Here is a 22,745-nt window from a genome sequence, read left to right on the forward strand (position 1 = left end):
GTCGCGCCCGCGATGATGAGGCTCTCCGCGCCCGCGGCATAAGAAGGCCCGCCCAGCAAAACGCATAGGCAGGCCATGGCAACAATCGCAATGTGATGACGGCTGGTGTGGGACTTGGCAGCAAACATACCCGCTCCGATCTTCGCAGGAGCCAATAGAATGTGCACCAGAAAATGCCCTGGTAGCAGCAGTTTTTAGTTTAGCGAGATCAAGGCATAAACAAAGAAAATGTCCCTGAACAGTGCCAATAATTAAGTGTAAATCGTTTTGCCAATCGGTGAAAGGAAGAACTCTTTTCCGACTGGCTCGTAAGCTAATTCTTTTCCAAGCATTTAAAGACTACACTCTTGCATTCAGAATAATCCTCTTTGTTGAGGAGTTGATATTTCTCATTATTGAGAATAATGATATTTGCGTTCCGAGGGACAACCTCAGAGTCGGCTAAATTAAGCCCTGACACGATCATCTGACCCTGGTAAATAAAAGTGCTGAATATCAGGCTGTATTGCCGATAGTATTTTTCATCATCCGCTTCGATATTCAACGGGCTATCTAGAACAACTGGAAGTTCTACCAGTTGTTCATTAAATTCTTTCTTCAAATCCAATAGCGTCAAATACCACGCAAGGGTGGCTAAGGGGGCATTGCTGCCGCCCGCCTCAATCTTTGAATTAACATTTTTAATCTTTGCTTTATCAATTGATCTAAGATTGAGTTCCGTTATATGCTCACGTGTTAACTCAACAAAACGTTTGTCGATTTCGCTTTTCTTACTGCTGTAAGAATTGAGTTGTTTTTTAATCTTATCAAGATCGTTACGGCTTTCTTCAAGTGCGGTAACGAATTCAGCACATTCTTCAAGAAGTCGCTTGTTCAGTTGAACGAAACCCTCGATTTGGACTGCTGTTAAGTTATCGCGCTTCACTAGGTTCATTTTCGCTTTCAGCACAGCAAGCTCGGATAATTTCGATTTATATCTCTCTTCTTCAGTGGCAATCTTACGGTCCAATTCGTTAATATCGCGCCCAAGATCATTGCTTAAAAGAAGTGCGTCTTCGTGGGAAATCGAGGAATTAACCCGAACCATTAGGGTGTTAAAAATATCTTGCTCGCAAAGAGGACATTTTCCCGTCCGAAGCGATTTGGCATTCAAACATAGCTTACGAACTACTCTTTGGGAACCGGCGTAAGCCATCTCCGTTTCTGTCTTATCTGATTTTAGTTGATACAAATTTTTACGGATTTTAGATAGACCGGTAGCCAAGCGTTTATATTCATCTTCAAATTCGTCACAATCCCTTTTAAGTGAGGGCATATCAGCGCTGTAGCCAAGCTGCTCGAGCTCGTTTTGAATACGCTCTCGCATTAAACGATTGGCTTTCAAATCTGTTTCAATTTGTGTAAGGCGGTGCTCAATATCCGTTTTCTGAGCAGTTAAATCAAGGTATGTGTGATCATAGGCGCCTGCAAACTCGTAAATCAAATCGGACTTATACGAACTGTACTCCCCCATGTTATTAAACGAGTTGAAATGCGAACCGTCATAATGATTTTGGTCTACAAAATACGGCGCATAGGAATAAGCGGGCGATGCAATTTCAGTTTTCCCCGAAGCACGCGAGGTCAACCAAATGGCGAAACCAAATTGATCGTATAACTTTTCTGCAAGTAAATGCCTATGAGTCTCAGTCCAAAGCAATTCGAGCCGCTCATCAAATAACTTGAATTGTCCACGGCTTCGGAAAATCGTATATAGTTCAGAACCATAAGAGAACTTTAAAATAAATACTTTACTGTTTACGTCGAACTTGTCATCAAATTTGCAGTCTGCGCCCATGCAGTGATATAGACTTTTAGTGATGACCGATTTACCAAGATCATTGCCCTTTTTTCTATTTGACGTTATGACATTTAAGTCTGATTCGAAGCAAATGATCTTTGCAGTTTCTTCCGAAGGGGACGCAATGATAAGTTTCATGAAGTTAATTCGTGCCATGGCGCGTTACCCTTCTAGAGCAGTCTTAAACGTAGCGATCAGTACATATATCTTTGCAAGCTCTTTGCTAATTTCAGGACCTACATTGGATATAAGCTGAGGTCCAACCGTCTCAGCTATCTCATTAGGGCTCATCGACGGATCGGCCTCTTTAAGTAACGAATTTGCAATATTTAGAATCGACTCAGCTTGTGGCTCCATGACTGTTGAAGTGTACTCTTGCAATGCAATACGTAATGAATTCTGCATTAGAGGGGGTTGCTCTTTTATCCATTCGTTTACGAGGCCTTGGGGAGTTTCTTCCCTATCTTCATAAATAGAGAAGAGCCTCCTGACTTCCTCACCGCTAATACCCTTATTACTAATCACAGATTCATAATCAGGCTGTTGTTTCTCATTGCATGCGCGATCTGAAACTAAACCCTCAAGCGCTTCGCATAGCGCCATAGGTTTTTTTGGGCTCACATCCCATGACTTTATTATAAGTAGACAGAAGGTGTCCGCGAACAGAATCCTGCGGTTTATCAAGGTTCATAGCGACAAGTAAATATGACGCCTTATTTAAATCAGGAGTCATCCCTTTGTTGTCGCGCGTGACAGCCTGTTCGATCTTTTGTTTATCCTCGGGTTCAAGGGTCGCAAACAGAACTTCTCCTGGTGAATCGAATGAACCGCCCTTTTTTACGAAGGGCCTATTGCCAACTATCACAAGTTTTATAGGGCAATCCTGAGACGCATCGTCAAGCTCATAAAGTCTAGCGATAATTGAGATGCCCCTTTTTGGAAGCCGTGTAGCCCAAGTGACTCCAAATGTTCCTTTTCCGCCGGTTTTAACCTGATAAAACTCATAGCGATCGTCTAAATGTAGTTCTATATCGCAACGATAGTCAAAGACAACAGCAAATGAATCAATTCCGGAATCCAAACATGTGAGCAAACGATCGATACCCCAAAAAAGTTCGTTTCTGAATCGATTCTTCGAAATGCTTCCAGAGAGGTCGGGGGCAGTGCCCATATATCCGTCATGGCAAATGGGCATACAGCACTCCCTAACTTAACCAATTAACATAACTGAAGTATAGACTTACCGAAGGCTGTCAGTTGGAAAACCGTTGGGAAACAATTTGATTATGACTCAATTATCTTAGATTCATGACAGGCCTTCATTTTTAGACGATACGCTGCCTATCAATTTCACGTAAGTCGTGAAGCGGCTCTCAGCACCCTAGATACTATCTATCGACTGGTCATACCCCTTGTCAAACTCCATGTAACTTGTCATGCGATAGTTTGAGATGGCAAGCTCGTGGCAAAATTTGTCAATACCGTACTGCTTATCCTCGTTGGACTCGTACTCGCAAAAGACCCATTCGGCATCGCGGTAGCGTGGAGCCAGTACGTCGCGGTAGTACGGTTTATCGACTTTGTCGAACGAATTGCCCATGATAATTACTGTATTAACATTAGCAAGGGTGTCCAAGAAATGGTTTAGGGCGTCGTAGTTGCCCTCAATGTTCTTCCATGTATCTGCGCAGCGATCACATGCGACAGTTACACCCTGCTGAATAGTTGCACCGTAAAAATCATCCATTCCATATTTGTCTTCAAGCATCTTCTGAAGCTCGAAAGGATTATTGTCGGGAGAGCCAAATTGAAGAAGCTCGTTTTTATCCAAGACGCAACCATGGATATGGAGGATCCTGTCTGGACGAACACCGTAGACATACTCCAGCGTTGGAGTGTAATTAAAGGTAACGAACGAAGCAGTGTCTGGCAAATCAAGTACAGGCTTAATTTTAGACACATCGATAGACTCTACCCATTCCCGAAAGTGATCCCTGGTGAGCTTCTTCAGGTATTCAAGACGCATGTGCAACTCGATCCAGAAATCGTCCCATCCTGGATTGTCTTCGGTTACATCTGGATACGTGTGATCGAGCGTTTCATAACAAAGGTCGTCCCATTCAATGCCGAGTGATTCTTCAAGAGAGCTCCAGCGGGGATCGATACCATCGATGGAGCTGAGCTCGCAGTTAGAGTTACTCACACGACCGGAACAATCCATCGCATAGACAAATGATTCGAAGTCAGTTGCCACTCGTGCATCATGGTTTTTCAACCAGTTACGATAATCTAAATATTTAGTTGCAAGACCATGATAAAGATCGAATCCGTTTCCAATAATAATTAGACAACTATCGGCGCCAGTAGTCGCCTCAAAAAGATGCTCGCGATCCATGTTAGTGATCAAGTCGAATTCCAACCTAAAATAAAGCTGCTTTATAGCGTCCAGATTTGAGGTGAAAGGTGCTGTTTTTTGACTAGGCCCTTAAATACACTGATTGTGCCGAGCCCAATATGGCTCGGCACAATCAAACCAATTCCAAACTGTTCCATTATCTTCTAGCAATAGTGCTAAGCAAACGCAGAGGTCTACTCCGCTCTAGCCTTTTGTTGATTACACGCTTACGATTTTCAGCGTACCAGCGCTTACCGCGGGCGCCAAATGATGCCCCGGCATAGTCGCGAATGATCCCACTCACGTGATTCTGAGCCTGTTCACGTTTAAAGAGATCCTTCTCAAGGTCTACGAGCTTTTTATAGCTGGGCTGCGACCGATTATCCTTCGAAACCGATGCGCACGTTTGCTGCAAATTGACTCGTGCCTCATGCAGGGCATTGCCGGTTATAACGGACAAACGGTAAGCGGCCAAACATTGTTCAAAGCTCATTCCCTTCAAATAAGAAGGGTCATTAACCATAATGGACTGTTGCAAAGCAGAAGCTTTGGTCTTTAGCTCCTTGGCGAAGCGTTCATTACCATAGCTATAATGAGTGCCGTAATCGACAAAATTTCGGCTGTTGGAAACGACTCTGTCGAAGTTGAGCCTGTCGGAAGGATTGAGCTCGGACCTGAGCTTTTTGTCCGATACGCTATAATACGGGACGTTGATTACCGGACTGACAGTTGTCACACAGCTATTACCAGTCGAATTAGATTGAGAGCTCGACTCATTGTTATCTCCCTGCTCGCTACCAGAGTTTCCCATCAAATGATGCAAGCAGAGTAACATTACTATGGCAGCGACACACCACTGCCAGTTCTCTCTGACGAAGCTTACGAATTCAATAACCCATGACGCATCCATCTTAACCACCTTAGAATATAAGCAGTCATACCCGCCTTGTGGTCCCCCAACAAGATGTACGTGCATCCGAGTATGCTCTATTAAATTGTTGCTAAATCGATCCTCTTTGCTAAACTCTGCTATGGACCTCGAATGCTCATTGCGCTCCCCTTTCGATTCCTCCATCTATTTGGATGGGGCCATCATAAGGGAGTCGATTGGCGGTGAGCCGTACGCAACGGCGGATGGCACCCAGACGGTCGTGGACGGTTTTACGCTTGATGAAGGCTGAGCATGGAGACCCTGCCACTCTCTGGAATGTCGGTTATTAGAATTAACGCATTTCCAGAGTAATCAGTAGGGATGGGAACGGTAACAGGCAAATTGTAATAACGAATTGTTTGAATCCCTGTGGAGATGGCAAGCGGGGGCCATACGCTATGCTTAGCCATAAACTTTTCTAAAGCAGTCTGAAGAAGATCAATAAGAAACTCATTGCCGGAATCCTCGTCTAGGGTGTCGACAACCTCACTAATTTGCTCCTCAGAGAAAGCAAAACAATTGGCTAGAACTGCGCACAGCCCAGTAACAGCCTGGGCCTTAGTAGAACTTGATGCTTCGGAGAAAACAGCGCCGAACAATATAATTAATCGATCTGCGGTAAGTTTGTTGATGGGCGGCTTATGAGAACACCTGTCGTTCAGATATCCGCGCGGGATATGATGCCTTTTAGCAATGTCTAATACCTCGCCGGACAAGGTTCTCATCCCAAAGGATTTGACCAACAAGTCACTAAGGAAATCGGTCGCAAGATAATAATTCATGACAGCTGATACAGGGTTTAGTCGCCAGACTTCTCTTGTTCTTCGTGTGCTTCCTTGTTTTTCAGCAATGCTAGATAACGCTCGAGGTCAGAAAGAGAGCCGCGGTATTTTTCAAATCGACGAGAATCATAAAAATAGATAACGAACCGATTATTGTCATCCAAAAAGCCCACTCGTAAATCAAGGGGCTCATGGAAGTACTGGCTTCCAGCGTTTTGCGATTCATCAAAAATCGGGTACTGCAACTTTTCAATCACAATGGCAGGCTGTCTGTAGTTTGGCAGCGTACGATTGCGCATACCAGGTTTCCAAGAGACAACGTCCACCGTAGATAACGATTCATTCGAAATATACGCCTCGTAGGACTTCTTCAGTTCCTGTATGGCAGAGTCATCATCTTTGGTCACATCCAAAGAGTTGATAAATTTCTTCACATCGTTAGATTCCATATTTTGCATCAACAAATCCATTAACGGTAGGTCCTGGATAGAATTATCATTCATTTTTACCCCACTAAAATGTTTCTGTCGGAAATTTGCCTATTAGCAAAGTTGCTGTCGCGGTTATATGTGCTTTCATTATTAACTGCTGAATCGGTCTCTACATAAGCGTTGCAAAAATCGACCCTACATTTAGCAATGGAGCAAATCTCAACATATTCGGCGATGGCGCTCTACACATCTTTATTAAGATCAAGAAGTTTTGCCGCGCGTAAAAAGCTGGAAGTACTTACAAATAGGGTTTCGATTATCTGTTTTGATAACTCGTTAGTGGGAATTCGCAGACACTTGGAAACCGTACTTAGCAGAGCGGATTTGAACTCGGAATCCATCAATGACGAATACCATTCGTTCTTTTTGCTTGATTCAGCAAGCTCCGAATTCAGACGTGAAACAGAATTGCGGATAATCCCAATCGTTTTGATTACATCTGGATCGGAAAAGATACGAGAGCCGTCATTGGATTGATAGCAGTCATTTAACTGCGGAAGAGCTTTTGCGCTCATTTTGAATTTGGGTGCTGAATGTACAGCCCTATAGGCCGCAAGCACTGACAAAAGCGTACATAGGCCCGTCAATAATGAAATTAAAAACTCTAGTGCGTTCAATCTTTATCGCCATTCTCGCTGCGACCGAGGCTCCATACATCTCGAATCAATGCTTCCAAATCATCGGCACTAATAATGTACCCGTCATCGCTCGCTTCATCTTCCACAAATTCATCTGGCTCATAGCTCATGTCGCTGCCGGCACAAGACATAGCTGCCAAATATGCTGAGACGGATAGTGCGACCAGCGAGTTAATGAAAGGAGACATGCTCGCCTGCTCTTTAAGATAAGACGACTCAAACAGTATCTGGTTGACTGCCAGCCCACAAGACAACAAAAGCGATAGCATTAATAAGAGTATTCCAACGCCCCATTTAATACCCGAATGGATTTATGAACAATTGCCATGAATTAGATCAACACATAGAAGCGAAGCAGAAGAAAAGCTAAAAGCCGCCTTGCTCAGATCGCTCAATAAATAGTCACAAAAAGACTGGAGCCCAGAGATTTGAAGCAATATGCCACAGGCAATTGTCGGAAGAAGAATGCCCAGCAGATTCCAGATGAAGGCAATGCTGAATTCAACAAGAAACTGATGGCGTTGTCGTAAACCTTTAGCAAAATTTACGATATCGCAAATCAACTTATTCAATCAGAGAAGTCACCAGAATTCAGTAATTCAACTCGACGCGAACATCTACATCAAAGCTAGGATCAACGCATTCATCGGTCGTACGGTGAACGAAGATGCTCGACGCAGCCAGTAAGCTATAAATCTCATCTGCTAAATGTCTTGCTCTTGCCACAATCACGTGGATCAAAAGGTCTATAACCAGCGCCTTCTAACTTGTCGCATGAAAATACAATAGTGCAAAACGAGGCAATTGCGGCGATAGCGACCTCTTGATTCCGCATACACGTGAGTTCAAGGTGTGCATTCATAACTATGAAAAGAGCAGCTACATTAAACGGTTCAGAGAAATCTACTGTGCCAGCACGTCCGCGATACGCTCGCTCGCATGCCCGTCACCGTAGGGGTTCGAAGCATGGCTCATGGCCTCGTACTCGGCCTGATCGCTGAGCAGGCGGCTGAACTCGCGGTAGATCACGTCCTCCTCGGTGCCGACGAGCTTCAGCGTGCCGGCGGCGACTCCCTCGGGGCGCTCGGTTGTGTCTCGCATGACGAGCACCGGCTTGCCCAGGCTCGGGGCCTCCTCCTGGATACCGCCGGAGTCGGTGAGGATGAGGTGACTCACGGCCATGAAGTTGTGGAAGTCGAGAACCTCGAGCGGGTCGATGATGTGCAGGCGGTCGAAGCCGTCGAGCTCCTCGTGCGCCGCCTTGCGGACGAGCGGGTTCATGTGGATGGGGTAGATCGCCTTGGTGTCGGGGTGCTCCTCCATCACGCGGCGGATGGCGCGGAACATGCGGTGCATGGGCTCGCCCAGGTTCTCGCGGCGGTGCACCGTGATGAGGGTGAGGCGCGAGCCCTCCGCCCACTCGAGCTCGGGGTGGGAGTAGCCCTCGCGCACGGTGGTGCGCAAGGCGTCTATGCCGGTGTTGCCGGTAACCCAGATCTTGGACTCGGGCTTGCCCTCGGCGAGGAGGTTCTTCTTGCTGGCCTCCGTGGGGGCGAAGTAGTACTCGCTCACGATGTCTACCGCCTGGCGGTTGAACTCCTCGGGCCAGGGGCTGTAGATGTCGTGCGTGCGCAGGCCCGCCTCGACGTGGCCCACGGGGATCTGCAGGTAGAAGCATGCGAGCGCGGCGGCGAAGCTGGTCGTGGTGTCGCCATGGACAAGGACGACGTCGGGCCTCTCGTCCTCGAGGACCGCCTTGAGCTTGAGCAGCACGTCGCACGTCACGTCGAACAGCGTCTGGCCGGGCTTCATGATCGCCAGGTCGTGGTCGGGCGTGACGCCGAAGGCGCGCAGCACCTGGTCGAGCATCTCGCGGTGCTGGCCGGTCACGGTCACGACGGTCTCGAACTCATCCGTGCGCGCCTTCAGCTCGTTGGCGAGCGGGCACATCTTGATTGCCTCCGGACGGGTGCCGAAGACGAGCATTACCTTTTTCAAAACGAATTCTCCCTGAAAATTCGGTTGGTCCTACAGCTTGTAGACGTTCTCGCCGTCGCCGCAGACGTTGCGCGGGTCGATGATGACGCGGTCGCCGAAGATGCCAGGATTGTCCTTGACCTGGGAGTGGCCGACCATCACAATCACCATCTCCAGGCCATCCAGGAACTCCTCCATGGAATGGACCTGGCCGGGAACCTCGTCGCGCTCGACCCACGGGTCGTAGACCTTGACGGAGCCCGCGCAGAGGTGCTCGGACATGGACTCGAGCATCTGCAGCGTCGGGGACTCGCGGACGTCGTCGACGTTCTCCTTGTAGGTGAGGCCGTAAATGCCGACCTTGGAGGCGTCGGTGATGCCGCGCTCGGCCATGACCTCATGGGCTCGGTGCATGACGTATTCGGGCATAGAGGCATTGGTCTGCAGGGCGAGGCGGATAAAGTTGGCCGTCTCGGGGTAGTCACCGACAAGGAACCACGGGTCGACCGGGATGCAGTGACCGCCGACGCCCGGGCCGGGGTTGAGGATGTTCACGCGCGGGTGCTTGTTCGCGATGCGAATGACCTCGGCGACGTCCATGCCACCGATGCGGCAGATCTTGGCGAGCTCGTTGGAGAATGCGATGTTCACCGCGCGAAAGGTGTTCTCGACGACCTTGGTCATCTCGGCGGTGCGAATGTCGGTGACGGAAATCTCACCCTGGCAGAAGCTGGCGTAGACCTTAGCAACGGCCTTGCCCACCTCGGGGTCGTCAGCGCCGATGGTGCGGTTGTTGTGCAACAGCTCGTAGACCATGTTGCCTGGGATGATGCGCTCGGGGGCGTGGACGAGCCTGACGTCGTCGCGGCCGGCCTCGACCAGCAACGGGCGCACGAAGCGGTCGATGGTGTTGGGCGACACGGTGGACTCGACGACGAGCACGGCACCCTCGGGAGCGACCTCGAGGACGGTCTTGCAGGCGGCCACGACGTAGCACGGGTCGATTTTCTTGTCGAGCTTATCGTAGGGCGTGGGAACCGAGACGATGTAGGTGTCGCAGACCTGGTAGTCGGTGGAGAACTTGATGCCGGCCTTCAGGGCGTCGGCAAACAGCTCGTCCAGACCCTCCTCCTTGAAGGTGGTCTTGCCGGCGTTGAGGGTGGCAACAAGTTCCTCGTTGTAGTCGGTGCCCACGACCTCCACGTCGTGGGAAGCCATCATGAGGGCTGTGGGGAGGCCAATGTAGCCGAGACCGATAACGTTAACCATAGTGTTTTCCTTTCAGTTTCTTGAACCTTGTTTGACGGCATCGGACAGGATGCGGGTCATCTTTTCAGCCATGATCTTTCGTGAGAACTCACGTGCCATGAATTCGACGGCGGATTTGCTCATTCGGTTAAGTTCGTCAACAAGGTCTTCTTTCGAGGCGAAACCCACCAAATGGCGAATGTCTTCCTCCGCCGAGCCGCACAGGACTACGCCCGCACCGCTTCTGCGCACGAGTTCGGACGCATCCCCTTCGGGTCCGATGAACAACACGGGGACGCCGCGCGCGAATGACTGGAATATCTTTGACGGGATGGTTCCCGCGAATTGATCACTTTTTTGGAGAGAAACTACGGTCATGTCGACTCTCGCATACCGCGCCTCGAGCTCCGACATGGGAATGCCGTGCTCCAAGCCGAGAAAGTCGAGCTTGCCAGCATCCATCATTCGCTCGATCTCAGCACGGGCTGCACCCTCGCCAATCAACTCATAGCTCGAAACAAAGCCCTTCTCCGCGAGTCGCTTCACATATTCGACTGTTTCCGGCACGTTTTGAGACAGCCCCATGGTTCCGAAGTAACCCAAGCGAAGTGGGCGATGCCATTCATGCTCACAAGGAACAACATCCGCGCCATTGGGCACGACCGATATCATTTCCGAAGAGACGCCTTCTGCAGCAAGGTCTTTCTTGAAGCCGTCGGTAAGTACAACCACGTGATCGGCGACTCTACAGAAGGAAAGCTCAAGCGCCTTCATGGCAGCAGCCTTCGCGCCCTTGTTCCCCGTCGCCATCATCTGCTTGTAGGTCAGATCGCGAAACTCGATGACCAGAGGAAGGCGATGCTTCTTGGCATAATGCACACCAAGCCAAGCGGAGAATACCGTGCCGCTTGTGACAAGAACCACGTCATAATCCGTGCCAACCGGAGATCCAGTACGTAGGTTTTTGAGCCCGCCCAGGATGAAGCTAATTCCAGACTCGATTCGCTTCTTAAAGCTAGTGTTAGGCTGAATCTTTGAAGCTGAACGAAAGACGCGAATACGCCCCAATCGTTCTTCTCGCAGGGGAACCATGTCATAACCGTCATAGAGTCTTCCTGTGGGATAATTAGGCCAACCCGTAAAAACAGTAACGTCATGGCCAGAATCTGACCAAATATCAGAGTGATCCTTGGCTCTGAAGGCGGCAGCAATATTCTCTGGACTAAAAAATTGAGTGAAGTAGAGAATCCTCATTTACCTGTAGCTCCCTTCCCAAACATTGCACCGAAAGTGCCGGTAAAGCATTTCCAGTCAATGCTGAAACACCTGTTCCGCACGTAATGAAGCTCAATCTTCTGGCGCAAGCCGCTCTCGAACGTTGCAGCGTTACGGTCGGTGGCCTGCCACAGGCCCGTAATGCCGGGCTGGACAGAAAGCAACACGGCCTTCTCCTCGTCGGAAAAGTGCTGCTCCAGCTCATCTCTTGTAATAGGTCGCGGACCAATGACGGAAAGATCACCGTTCAGCACGTTGAGAAACTGCGGCATCTCGTCAATCGAACACTTGCGAATGAAGCTCCCGACTTTGGTAATGCGGGGGTCATCGTCGACCTTGCGCTCGACTTCCCACTGATGAAGCTGCTCAGGGCTCAGATATTTCTGCACGTCACCCGCATCGGCGACCATGCTGCGGAGCTTAAGGATCTTGATAGTCTTTCCGTGCATGCCAACACGCTCCTGTGCATACACAGGGCTTCCAGAAGACTCAAGACAAATGAGTGCGCACACAATCATGATGGGAATAATCAGCACCAAACTCACGCAAAGGCTGAATACAAGATCGAAAAGTCGTTTTAAAAATCGATAAGCCAATGTACCGCTTGGCTTTATCTCTAAAGCAACCGAGTCTGCCTTCACGACTGCAACACCGGCATATTCAGTTTTATCTCCCACTATTTCCTTCAAACCTACGTCCCCGCCCACGGGGATCCTCCCTGTCCCGTTAAACAGTCGCCCGAATTTAGGCGATTGCCTTTTTAAGGTTTCGCATTGCACGCTGCTCGTTCGAAAGCACAGCAAGGCCAACGCGCGTAGTAACGCGTCGGCCGCACAGATCGAGCTCCAAATAAGCAGTGCTCTTGCGTCTATTAATGGTTTTGATAAGGCCTTCGTGGCCCAGCAGCGGCACTGCCGTCACTACGACCTGATCACCGTCTTTAAGGGCCTCGCTCATGGGCACTACGCGGTCTCCCCTATGCGTAAAGCCGCCAATAAGCTGGACCTCTTCTTTTGCCAGCGGCACAAACTGACCGTCCTGGGCAAGCACCCGGGCAAAGTCGTCCATGCGTAGCAGATACTGTTGCACGGTGCGGGGGTCTGCCGTATCGCAGATGAGATAACCGGGAAAGAGCGGCTTGGTCGTTTTGACCCATTCGCCGTGCACCTTGATCTCGGTTTGAAATTGGGGATAAAAGAGCTCTTGCATGGCACCAGCCGGCACCATATGCTCGATGCGCTCGCGCATTATGTCTTCGCGACCGTTGATAACCTGGATCACATACCACACGAGCACCACCCCCTTGCTGTCTTACGTGTGGCTCATGGGGTTTGGGTATGGCTTCGCCAGGGCGCTTGTGCGCGAAGGCGCTCCATATTCAAACCCTGAGCCCAGTCAGACAAGCACGTGGCTCTGTCCCACCGTGAACGGTATGTATAAGTGCAGTTACTAGAGACGCAGACGTGTATCGCAAAATGACCGCGTCTCCAGCTGGCTGCGTGCGAGCCAGTCAAGCGGGTACAAAACTGGACCGCACGCAGCAAGCTGTAGGACTACTACGCTTTGACACGCAAGCTATTAAATGCACCTTAGAATTACATCAATGCAAATAAATAACGTCGCATGACTTCTTTATTGGAGCTCGTGGTGTTTCTGGCACCGCCGTTACGGCCGGATGCTGATCGACCCTGCGCTTTATGGCTTGCTGGAGCCGCGAGCACAGTTGAACTCATGTACCGTTATGTATCCTAGCACAAGCTGTTAGTGAAACTGATTTGGGCAGTACTGGACAACATATCGTTCATTTAGCGTGCTTAAGGGGGTTATTTTGGGATGTTGTTCACGTTGATGCAGGTTAATGGGATGCCAACGGTGATTAGGCGTGTTCCTGGAGCCCATATGGAACGGCGATCTACACTGATAATCGCGTTTGGCTAACAAACTATGTACAGAGATGGGAAATAAATTGTGCAACTTTTTGTTGATGTGGAAGGGGTTTATGCGCGAGGTGTTTTGGCATGAAAAAAGCCATCGGAATCCCGAAGGCCTTTGCATTCACGATGGTGGAGACGAGGGGGATCGAACCCCTGACCTCTTGACTGCCAGTCAAGCGCTCTCCCAGCTGAGCTACGCCCCCGTGACGAGGAGATACTATAGGGGAAGAATCTTAGTTATGCAAGAAGTTTTTTTGGGCCGATCTTCTTACTTACGGGTTTTCCTGGGACGGGGCAAAAATAATCACTCTACGAGCGATTATTTTTATCCACCGTCCCGATAAAACCCTGATGCAGCAAATAACCGATTGCGACGCCTTGGTGGACTTTGATCCTGGCCGTACCCCTGACGACGTTGCTGATGCCCGTGTCGGCTAGTAGGCCTAACGAAGCGTGATCTAACTCCCACTCTAAACCGTGTTCGCTTACCTCGGTGTTGGGGGCAATGGCGATGATGGAAAACGTCTTACCCTCGGCGCCCTCGATGGTCCAGGATTCGCCTCCGTGCAGGATGCGGGCCGTGGTCTCGTCCTCGTCAATCCAGACTGGGGCATCCTCGTAGCCCACGAGCAGGCCCAGTACGGATAGCGCCATGTCCGGGCGACCGCCGGTGACGCAGGTCGCAACCACTTCGGCACCCGGCCAGCGACGGCGGACGGAATCGAGCGCCAGCGCAAGATCGGTATAGTCCTTGTACGGGTCGTGGCGCTCAACTTCAAAGTCGGTGGCGGCATCGACCAACGCACGACCCGCATCGCTCACCGTGTCGGCATCCCCCACATAAACGTCGCAGCCCAGGCCGGCACCCAACAGCGCGTCGAGTCCTCGATCCACGGCGACAACGTGGTCGCACTCCCCTGCTAGTCTACGCAACAGATCCACGCTCGCCACCACGGGCGAACCGCAGACCACTAATACCTTGCAAGCCACAGCTCTCGCCTAGCCCTCAAACGAAAGCACGCGGGCCAGATCCAGGTCCTCATAACTATCGATAAAGATGTCGCAGTTGGCGCGCACGTCGTCGCGCTTCATGCGGCCGTGCGGGTCATAAATACCCACACGCTTAAAGCCGGCGGTGCCAGAGCTCTTTAGGCCAAACACGGCATCCTCAAACACCCATGCGCGCTCAAACTTGTGCCCATGGCGCTCTTCTAGGCGAAGCAGCGCCAGCTCATATACATCGGGGAACTGTTTGGAGCGACCTGCCTCGCCCGTGGTGGTCACAAACTCCATGTAGGCATCGAGCCCGGCACCCGCAAGCGCAGACTTAACCAGCTCGGCTGGCGTGGACGTGGCAACGCACATGGCAATACCGGCCTCCTGCGCCTGCTCCAAAAATGCCAGGAGGCCCTCGCGCGGCGGCACCTTGGAGTACCCATCAATCAAAATCTCGCCCAGCTCGCGATACAGCTCCTCGCCATTCGCGCCAATGCCCCACGTGTCGTGGTAGGCCTGGCACTCGTCCTCCAGCGACAAATGTTCAAACTGGGCAAAATCGTCGACCGTCACGTCGACACCGTGACGGTGCAATAACTCGGGTTGGGCATAGGCCCAAACGGGGGTGCTATTAACCAGCGTGCCGTCGCAATCGAAAATAAAAGCAACCTTGGGAGCGGCGGTATGGGACATATACGAACCTTTCGATGTCAAATAGTAAACAACCTGCTAAAAACGTTTTACCAAACGTCTGACTAACAATTTTGAAACCCTAATTGGTAAAAGTGTCAAGAGTTTTACCACGGCAATTCTGTCAGTGGTCTAAACATGGCGCTTACCGATTAAACGCCGCCCCAAAACCACTTTCGTCCATAAAAGTAACGTACAGGTGTTATGGTAGTTTCTGCCGAAAGTTCCACCGAGCACGCGAGGTGGAACGAATCATAGAACTATCGCCGTCCCTTCGATTCGTGCAGCCTTGGACCTTTCGCATCTAGTCACCAAGGCAACACGCTGCCGCGTCATGATGGGATCAAACGTGAGCGATACAAAGCTAAAGCCAACGGCTAAAAAGCCCGCAACCCGTAAACCGGCTCCGCACGCACCGGAGCTCTCCAAGGAAGATGTCTACCTGTTTGGCATTGGAATGTGGGAGCGCAGCTGGGAAAAGATGGGCGCGCATCCTGACACGCAGCAGCGCACGCGCGGCTGGCGCTTTTGCGTTTGGGCGCCCGACGTAAAGAGTGTCCATGTCATTGGCGAATTTAACGACTGGGATGAGCAAGCCAACCCGCTGGTGCCCGTGCATACGAGCGCTATTTGGGAAGGCTTTATTCCTGGCGCCGAGCAGGGCCAGCTCTATAAATATCTCATCGAGACCAACGAGGGCGAGAAGCTCTACAAGGCCGATCCGTATGCCTTTAAGGCCGAGTGCCCTCCGGGTACCGCCAGTGTGCTGTGGACCCTCGATGGTTACAAGTGGAACGACGCCGCGTGGCTCAAGCGCCGCGCCGGCCACAACCACATGTCGCAGCCACTCAACATCTACGAGGTGCATATTGGCTCGTGGAAGCGCCACGGCGACGCGCCCCAGGGCGATCCGGACGAGTACGGCAACTACCCCGGCCCCATGGATCCCTTCCCCGCGCAGCGCGGCGAGTTCTACACCTACGACGACCTGTCGGTGGAGCTCGTGGACTACGTGCGCGACATGGGCTACACGCATATCGAGGTCATGCCGCTTATGGAGCATCCCTTCGATGGCTCCTGGGGCTACCAGACGACCGGCTACTATGCCGCCACGTCGCGCTACGGCAACCCGCAGCAGCTCATGCACTTTATCGATGCGTGCCACGAGGCGGGCATCGGCGTGATCATGGACTGGGTGCCCGGCGGTTTTTGCGCCGACTCCCACGGCCTTGCCACCTTTAACGGCCACATGCTGTTTGAGCACGAGATTCACCCCAACTGGGGCACGCATAAGTTCGACTTCGCCCGTGGCGAGGTCCGCTCCTTCCTGGTCTCCAACGTGCTGTACTGGCTCGAGAACTTCCACGTGGACGGCATTCGCATGGACGGCGTGTCCAGCATGCTGTACCTCAACTTTGGCATCGACGATCCCGGCCAAAAGAAGTTCAACAAGTACGGTACCGAGGAGGACCTGGACGCCAGCGCGTTTATCCGTCAGGTCAACTGCGCCGTGGAGGCACACTACCCCGACGTGATGATGATGGCCGAGGAGTCCACCGCGTGGCCGCTCGTGACCTACCCGCCGCAGGACGGCGGCCTGGGCTTCCACTACAAGTGGGACATGGGCTGGATGAACGACACCCTGCACTACATGCAGACCGATTTTCCGTGGCGCCCCGGCAACCACGGGCTGCTCACGTTCTCCATCATGTACGCCTTTACCGAGAACTTTATTTGCCCGCTGAGCCACGACGAGGTAGTGCACGGCAAGTGCTCGCTGATCGGCCGCATGCCGGGCGACTGGTGGCGCCAGTTTGCCGGCCTACGCACGCTGGCCTTCTATCAGATGACGCATCCCGGCGCCAAGCTCAACTTTATGGGCAACGAGATCGGCCAGTTTATCGAGTGGCGCTACTACGAGTCTATTCAGTGGTTCCTGACCGAGGAGTACGAGACCCACCGTCATCATCAGGCGTTTATCAAGGCGCTCAACCACCTGTACACCGCCGAGCCCGCTCTGTACGAGCGCGGCTACACCGACGACGGCTTTACCTGGATCGACGCGGACAACTCCAAGCAGTCCATCGTGAGTTTTGTACGCCAGGGCGAGGACGTCGATGACGACCTGGTGATCTTAATCAACTTTGATCCGGCGAGCTACGAGAGCTTCCGCGTGGGCGTGCCGCGCGAGGGCGACTGGGAGGTCATCTTTGACTCCGACCGTCCCGAGTTTGGTGGCAGTGGATACGCAGGTGAGGAGCCCTACACCTGCTCGAGCGAGCCCTATCCCTGGAACGGGCAGATGGACTCCATTGAGATGAAGGTGCCCGGCCTGGCAGGCGTGGTGCTTAAGCGCCGCGGTCCCAGCAGCTATAAGCCGCCCGTGGTCGAGAAGCCCAAGAAGGCGACGCGCAAGCGTACGTCCACGGTAAAGCCCAAGCCCGCGGCTGCTAAGAAGGCTCCGGCTAAGGCGAAGGCTGCCAAGCCCACTGCCAAGGCTTCTGCCAAGTCCACAACGGCCAAGAAGGCAGCTACTAAAAAGGCTGCTCCTAAGGCCAGGGCAGGTGCTGTTAAGGCTCCTGCCAAGAAAGCGTAACAAAGGCGTTACCACTGTAATTACCCGCCCCGCCGGGGCGTAGGATACATGTCATAACCGTTCCGGGAGAAACATCCCCGGGGGAAAGGAACGTATGAATAAGATCTTCGACAACAAGCAGGAGTTTACCGAGCTCTATCGCGATGCCGTCATGAGCATCAGCGGCAAGAGCGTCGAAGCCGCCAGCGACCTCGACCGCTTTAACGCCCTGGCCAAGCTCGTGGCCGAGAAGGCCCGCACCGTTGCCACCAAGAGCGACGCCCACGCCACCGCCGAGGGCAAGAAGCGCGTGTACTACTTCTCGATTGAGTTTTTGATCGGCCGCCTGCTCGACAACTACCTGCTCAACTTTGGCGTGCGAGACATGGTCGCCGAGGCGCTCGACGACATGGGCTTTGACCTGTCCGTCATCGAGAACCAGGAGCCCGATCCGGCGCTGGGCAACGGTGGCCTGGGCCGTCTGGCCGCATGCTTCCTGGATTCCATGGCAGCCGAGGGCATTGCCGGCTACGGCAACGGCATGCGCTACCGCTACGGCCTGTTTAAGCAGGAGATCGTCAACGGCAGCCAGGTCGAGGCCACTGACGAGTGGCTCACCCACGGCTATCCCTGGGAGGTCCGTCGTCAGGACAAGGCCGTGACCATCAAGTTTGGTGGCCGTGTTGAGGGCTTTGAGGAGAACGGCCGCACGTTCTACCGCACGGTGGACACGCAGGATATCCTGGCTGTCCCCTACGACATCCCCGTGGTGGGCTATGCCGGCGAGACCGTCAACAAGCTGCGCGTCTGGGCTGCCGAGCCGGTCGAGGAGCACTTTGACCTTGAGGCCTTCAACCGCGGCGACTATGCCCAGGCCGATGCCGAGCGCGCCGAGGCCGAGGCCATCAGCGCCATCCTCTACCCCAACGACGCCGGCGAGCACGGCCGTCTGTTGCGCCTGAAGCAGGAGTACCTGTTTGTTTCGGCCGGCATCTACAGCCTGCTCGACACCTTTGAGAAGGAGCACGGCGAGAACTGGGAGCTGCTTCCGCAGTTTGTGGCAATCCATACTAACGACACGCACCCCGCCATGTGCGGCCCCGAGCTCATGCGTATCCTCATCGACGAGAAGAAGCTCGAGTGGGACGACGCCTGGAACATCGTGACGCAGGTTGTGAGCTACACCAACCACACCATCCTGCCCGAGGCTCTGGAGAAATGGCCCATCGGCACGTTCTCCAAGCTCCTCCCCCGCGTGTACCAGATCATCGACGAGATCAGCCGTCGTTGGCACGAGTCGTTCGACACCACTCAGGAGGGCTGGCAGGAGCGTCTGCGCCAGACCGCCATCCTGTGGGACGGCGAGATTCGCATGGCCAACCTGTCCGTGATCTGCAGCCACAGCGTCAACGGCGTGGCCAAGATCCACTCCGACATCATCAAGAACATCGTGCTCAAGGACTTCTATGCCCTGACGCCCGAGAAGTTCAACAACAAGACCAACGGCATCTCGCACCGTCGCTTCTTTGCCGAGGCCAACCCCACCTATGCCAAGCTCGTGACCGAGGCCATTGGCGATGGCTGGCTTAAGGACGCCTTTGAGCTGGAGAAGCTCAAGGAGTTTAAGGACGACACCGAGTTCCTGAAGGCCGTGGGTGCCTCCAAGCGCGCCAACAAGGAGCGCCTGGCCGCCTACGTCAAGGCCGAGACCGGTCTGGTCATCGACCCCAACACCGTCTTCGACGTTCAGGTGAAGCGCTTCCATGCCTACAAGCGCCAGCTCATGAACATCATGAAGGTGATGGACATCTACAACCGTCGCATCGCGGATCCCAACTTCCACGTGACGCCGACGACCTTCATCTTTAGCGGCAAGGCTGCCTCGAGCTACACCTTCGCCAAGGAGACTATCCGTCTCATTAACTCCGTGGCCGACGTCATCAACAACGACGCCCGCGTGAACGAGGTCATGAAGGTCTGCTTTATCCCCAACTTCCGTGTGAGCAACGCCCAGCTCATCTATCCCGCCGCCGAAATCTCGGAGCAGATCTCCACGGCCGGCAAGGAGGCCTCGGGCACGTCCAACATGAAGCTCATGATGAACGGCGCCATTACGCTGGGCACCCTCGACGGCGCCAACATCGAGATCGCAGACCTGGCCGGTCGCGAGAACGAGGCCATCTTTGGCCTGACCGCTCCCGAGGTCGAGCAGCTCTGGGCATCCAACAGCTACTTTGCGTGGGATACCCTCAACGGCGACCGCGAGCGCCTGGGCCGCGTGATGGACGAGCTCAAGGACAACACCTTTGCGGGTCTTTCGGGCAACTTCGAGAGCATCTACAACGAGCTCATGAACAACAACGACCCCGACCTGGTCATGGCCGATTTCCGCAGCTACGTCGACGCCTGGGAGGCGCTCACGAACAGCTACGGCGACCAGGAAACCTGGAACCGCAAGGCCCTGCTCAACACCGCCTCCTCGGGTTGGTTCTCGAGCGACCGCACCATTCGCGAGTACCGCGACGAGATCTGGCACGCATAAGCGCGCGAGCTCCCTTTGCCAGCACGGCATTACTCGACGGGCGCGACCCAGCGCCGCGCCCGTCGCTAATGGGTTAGAAACATCGATGACAGAAGGAGAAATCGATGAGTAAGAAAGAATGCATCGCGATGCTCCTCGCAGGAGGACAGGGCAGCCGATTGGGGGCACTCACCCAAAAGATCGCCAAGCCGGCGGTTAGCTTTGGTGGCAAGTTCCGCATTATCGACTTTTCGCTCTCCAACTGCTCCAACTCGGGCATCGACACGGTGGGCGTTCTGACGCAGTATCGTCCCTACCTGCTGCATGCCTACGTGGGCTCCGGCGAAGCATGGGATTTGGACAGCCGCGACGGCGGCGTGTCGATCCTGCCTCCGTACGAGACGCAGACCGGCGGCGCCTGGTATGCGGGCACGGCCGACGCCATCACGCAGAACCTGGACTACATCAAGGCCAACGACCCCAAGTACGTCCTGATTCTGTCTGGCGATCACCTGTATCGCATGGATTACCGCAAGATGCTCAAGACGCACATTGAGAACAACGCCGACCTCACGGTGAGCGTTATGCCCGTGCCGTGGGAGGAGGCCAGCCGCTTTGGCATCCTGACCACCGACCCCGAGGACGGCCGCATCACCAAGTTCACCGAGAAGCCCGATAAGCCCGATTCGAACCTCGCGTCCATGGGCATCTACATCTTCTCGGCCGACGTGCTGATCGAGGCGCTCGAGGAGGACGCTCTGGACCAGCGCTCGAGCCACGACTTTGGCAAGGACATCATCCCCAAGCTGCTCGGCGAGGACAAGCGCCTGTACAGCTACGAGTTCCACGGCTTTTGGAAGGACGTCGGCACCATCGCCAGCTTCCACGAGACCTCGATGGACCTGCTGGGCAACAACCCCGAGTTCGACCTGTTCGACAAGCACTTCCCCATCATGTCTAACATCACCACGCGCCCGCCGCACTACATTGGCCCGGACGGTCGCTTGGACGACTGCCTGGTCTCCAACGGCTGCAAGATCTACGGCACCGCTCGTCACTCGATCCTTTCGACCGATGTCATCATCGAGGAGCGCGCCGTGGTCGAGGACTCCGTGTTGCTGCCGGGTGCGCACGTTAAGAGCGGCGCGCACATCTGCCGCGCTATTTTGGGCGAGAACTCCACGGTCGAAGAGGGCGTGAAGCTCGGCTCTGTCGATACCACCAAGGATACGGCCGTCGTTGGAAATGACGTCGTTATCGGGAAGGGGGAATGATCCGATGATCAATCGCAAGGCCATCGGTTATATCACCGCTAACTACTCTTCGACCTACGGCAGCGTTCTGCTCAAGGACCGCCCCATCGCGTCCGTTCCGTTTTTGGGCCGCTACCGCCTGATCGACTTCCCGCTGTCCAACATGATGAATGCCGGCATTAAGACCGTCGGCGTCGTCATGCCGGGCAACTACCGCTCGCTGATCGACCACGTGGGCTCAGGCAAGGACTGGGGCCTGGACCGCAAGAAGGGCGGCCTGTTCATGGTGCCCGGCAACGCGTATGGCACCACCAAGGGCGGCATGCGCTTCCTGCTGCGCGACATCATCTCCAACAAGACGCTGTTCCAGCGCTCGGACAAGCCCTATGTCGTGATGATGGGCACCAACATCATCTTTAACATGGACCTCAACACCATCATCGAGGCGCACGAGAACTCCGGTGCCCAGATGACCGTGGTGTACTGCAAGGCCACGCGCAACGTCGATGACGAGACCAAGCTGCAGATCAACGAGAACGGCCGCCTGACGGGCGTGAGCGCCGGCGTCGTGTACGGTGACAACGCTTCTATGGACTGCTGCATCGTCAACCGCGAGACGCTGCTCGAGATCATCGACCACTACCAAGCCGCCGACTATCTGGACCTGCTCGAGGCACTCCAGGGCGACTTTGGCAACATCGACGTGTGCAGCTACGAGTACAAGGGCGAGGTCGTGGGCGTGTTTAGCGAGAAGTCGCTGTATCGCCGCAGCATGGACCTGCTCGACCAGACCGTGGCCGACCAGCTCTTCGACCCCGAGCGCCCGATCCTGACCAAGGCCCATGACGTGCCGCCTTCGCGCTACGCGACCGGCAGCCACGCCTGCAACTCGATCATCTCGGCCGGCTGCATCATCAAGGGCACCGTGCGCAACTCGATCCTGTCGCGCGGCGTAGTGGTCGAGGAAGGCGCCTCGGTGACCAACTCGATCATCAACCAGAGCTGCATCATCAAGAGCGGCGCCCGCGTTGAGAACGCCATCCTCGACAAGAACAACGTGGTTCCCACCAACACCGAGCTTCGCGGCACGCCCGAGAACATCCTGGTGCTGGGCAAGGCTCCGTTAACTTCCGATACCACCATCGTACGTTAACGTTGGCACCGCAACATCGCTCGTAACATGTAGAATAGCCGCCCGG

Annotated in this window: 20 protein-coding genes and 1 tRNA gene; 4 read left to right on the forward strand and 17 right to left on the reverse strand. The window is 53.6% G+C overall.

Annotated features, from left to right (window positions below):
* Positions 1–313 precede the first annotated feature (313 nt).
* From GPK39_RS01465 to GPK39_RS01545, 17 genes are all read right to left on the reverse strand, one after another.
* The gene (locus tag GPK39_RS01465; protein WP_215673496.1) at positions 314–1,996 is read right to left on the reverse strand and encodes a coiled-coil domain-containing protein; all 1,683 of its coding nucleotides are present in this window, start codon (positions 1,994–1,996) and stop codon (positions 314–316) included.
* A 6-nt stretch (positions 1,997–2,002) separates the two neighbouring features.
* Positions 2,003–2,443, reverse strand: coding sequence for a hypothetical protein (locus GPK39_RS01470; RefSeq protein WP_215673497.1), 441 nt, complete (start codon positions 2,441–2,443; stop codon positions 2,003–2,005).
* The gene (locus GPK39_RS01475; RefSeq protein ID WP_215673498.1) at positions 2,421–3,035 is read right to left on the reverse strand and encodes a dsDNA nuclease domain-containing protein; all 615 of its coding nucleotides are present in this window, start codon (positions 3,033–3,035) and stop codon (positions 2,421–2,423) included. Before GPK39_RS01475 ends, GPK39_RS01470 begins: the two co-directional genes overlap by 23 nt.
* A 186-nt stretch (positions 3,036–3,221) precedes the next feature.
* Entirely contained in the window at positions 3,222–4,247 is a 1,026-nt protein-coding gene (locus GPK39_RS01480; RefSeq protein ID WP_215673499.1) for a bacteriophage abortive infection AbiH family protein, read from the reverse strand.
* Between the two features lie 145 nt (positions 4,248–4,392).
* Positions 4,393–5,145 (reverse strand): hypothetical protein, encoded by a 753-nt coding sequence (locus GPK39_RS01485; protein ID WP_215673500.1) that lies wholly within the window; start codon positions 5,143–5,145, stop codon positions 4,393–4,395.
* A gap of 251 nt (positions 5,146–5,396) precedes the next feature.
* Positions 5,397–5,948, reverse strand: a complete 552-nt coding sequence (locus tag GPK39_RS01490) for a hypothetical protein (protein ID WP_215673501.1) — start codon at positions 5,946–5,948, stop codon at positions 5,397–5,399.
* 17 nt (positions 5,949–5,965) lie between these two features.
* On the reverse strand, positions 5,966–6,451 hold the full coding sequence (locus GPK39_RS01495) for a hypothetical protein (protein WP_215673502.1): 486 nt from the start codon (positions 6,449–6,451) through the stop codon (positions 5,966–5,968).
* 170 nt (positions 6,452–6,621) lie between these two features.
* Complete coding sequence (locus GPK39_RS01500; protein ID WP_215673503.1) at positions 6,622–7,056, reverse strand: hypothetical protein; 435 nt, start codon at positions 7,054–7,056, stop codon at positions 6,622–6,624.
* Positions 7,053–7,265 carry a hypothetical protein gene (locus tag GPK39_RS01505; RefSeq protein WP_215673504.1) on the reverse strand — a complete coding sequence of 71 codons (213 nt, stop codon included), beginning with the start codon at positions 7,263–7,265 and terminating at the stop codon, positions 7,053–7,055. The genes GPK39_RS01500 and GPK39_RS01505 overlap by 4 nt, the downstream gene beginning before the upstream one ends.
* Before the next feature lie 715 nt (positions 7,266–7,980).
* Positions 7,981–9,075, reverse strand: a complete 1,095-nt coding sequence (wecB, locus tag GPK39_RS01510; protein WP_215673505.1) for a non-hydrolyzing UDP-N-acetylglucosamine 2-epimerase — start codon at positions 9,073–9,075, stop codon at positions 7,981–7,983.
* Positions 9,076–9,105: 30 nt separating this feature from the next.
* Positions 9,106–10,323 carry a nucleotide sugar dehydrogenase gene (locus GPK39_RS01515; protein WP_215673506.1) on the reverse strand — a complete coding sequence of 406 codons (1,218 nt, stop codon included), beginning with the start codon at positions 10,321–10,323 and terminating at the stop codon, positions 9,106–9,108.
* A gap of 12 nt (positions 10,324–10,335) precedes the next feature.
* Entirely contained in the window at positions 10,336–11,556 is a 1,221-nt protein-coding gene (locus tag GPK39_RS01520) for a glycosyltransferase family 4 protein (protein WP_215673507.1), read from the reverse strand.
* A complete protein-coding gene (locus GPK39_RS01525) occupies positions 11,553–12,254 on the reverse strand; it encodes a sugar transferase (protein WP_215673508.1) in 702 nt (233 codons plus the stop codon). Before GPK39_RS01525 ends, GPK39_RS01520 begins: the two co-directional genes overlap by 4 nt.
* Positions 12,255–12,321: 67 nt before the next feature.
* Positions 12,322–12,873 carry a transcription termination/antitermination NusG family protein gene (locus GPK39_RS01530; RefSeq protein WP_338404372.1) on the reverse strand — a complete coding sequence of 184 codons (552 nt, stop codon included), beginning with the start codon at positions 12,871–12,873 and terminating at the stop codon, positions 12,322–12,324.
* Positions 12,874–13,638: 765 nt separating this feature from the next.
* Positions 13,639–13,714 (reverse strand) — tRNA-Ala (locus tag GPK39_RS01535).
* Between the two features lie 106 nt (positions 13,715–13,820).
* The gene (locus tag GPK39_RS01540; RefSeq protein ID WP_215673510.1) at positions 13,821–14,501 is read right to left on the reverse strand and encodes a thiamine diphosphokinase; all 681 of its coding nucleotides are present in this window, start codon (positions 14,499–14,501) and stop codon (positions 13,821–13,823) included.
* 9 nt (positions 14,502–14,510) lie between these two features.
* Complete coding sequence (locus GPK39_RS01545; RefSeq protein ID WP_215673511.1) at positions 14,511–15,200, reverse strand: HAD family hydrolase; 690 nt, start codon at positions 15,198–15,200, stop codon at positions 14,511–14,513.
* 331 nt (positions 15,201–15,531) lie between these two features.
* On the opposite strand from GPK39_RS01545, the gene glgB reads away from it, so the two are divergent.
* From glgB to glgD, 4 genes are all read left to right on the forward strand, one after another.
* Complete coding sequence (gene glgB, locus GPK39_RS01550; protein WP_215673595.1) at positions 15,532–17,793, forward strand: 1,4-alpha-glucan branching protein GlgB; 2,262 nt, start codon at positions 15,532–15,534, stop codon at positions 17,791–17,793.
* Positions 17,794–17,887: 94 nt separating this feature from the next.
* Positions 17,888–20,314, forward strand: coding sequence for a glycogen/starch/alpha-glucan phosphorylase (locus GPK39_RS01555; protein WP_215673512.1), 2,427 nt, complete (start codon positions 17,888–17,890; stop codon positions 20,312–20,314).
* Between the two features lie 104 nt (positions 20,315–20,418).
* Positions 20,419–21,567, forward strand: coding sequence for a glucose-1-phosphate adenylyltransferase (locus tag GPK39_RS01560; RefSeq protein WP_215673513.1), 1,149 nt, complete (start codon positions 20,419–20,421; stop codon positions 21,565–21,567).
* Positions 21,568–21,571: 4 nt separating this feature from the next.
* On the forward strand, positions 21,572–22,699 hold the full coding sequence (glgD, locus tag GPK39_RS01565) for a glucose-1-phosphate adenylyltransferase subunit GlgD (RefSeq protein WP_215673514.1): 1,128 nt from the start codon (positions 21,572–21,574) through the stop codon (positions 22,697–22,699).
* Positions 22,700–22,745 lie beyond the last annotated feature (46 nt).

It is taken from the genome of Collinsella aerofaciens (assembly GCF_018785245.1).
Classification (GTDB): domain Bacteria; phylum Actinomycetota; class Coriobacteriia; order Coriobacteriales; family Coriobacteriaceae; genus Collinsella; species Collinsella aerofaciens_AD.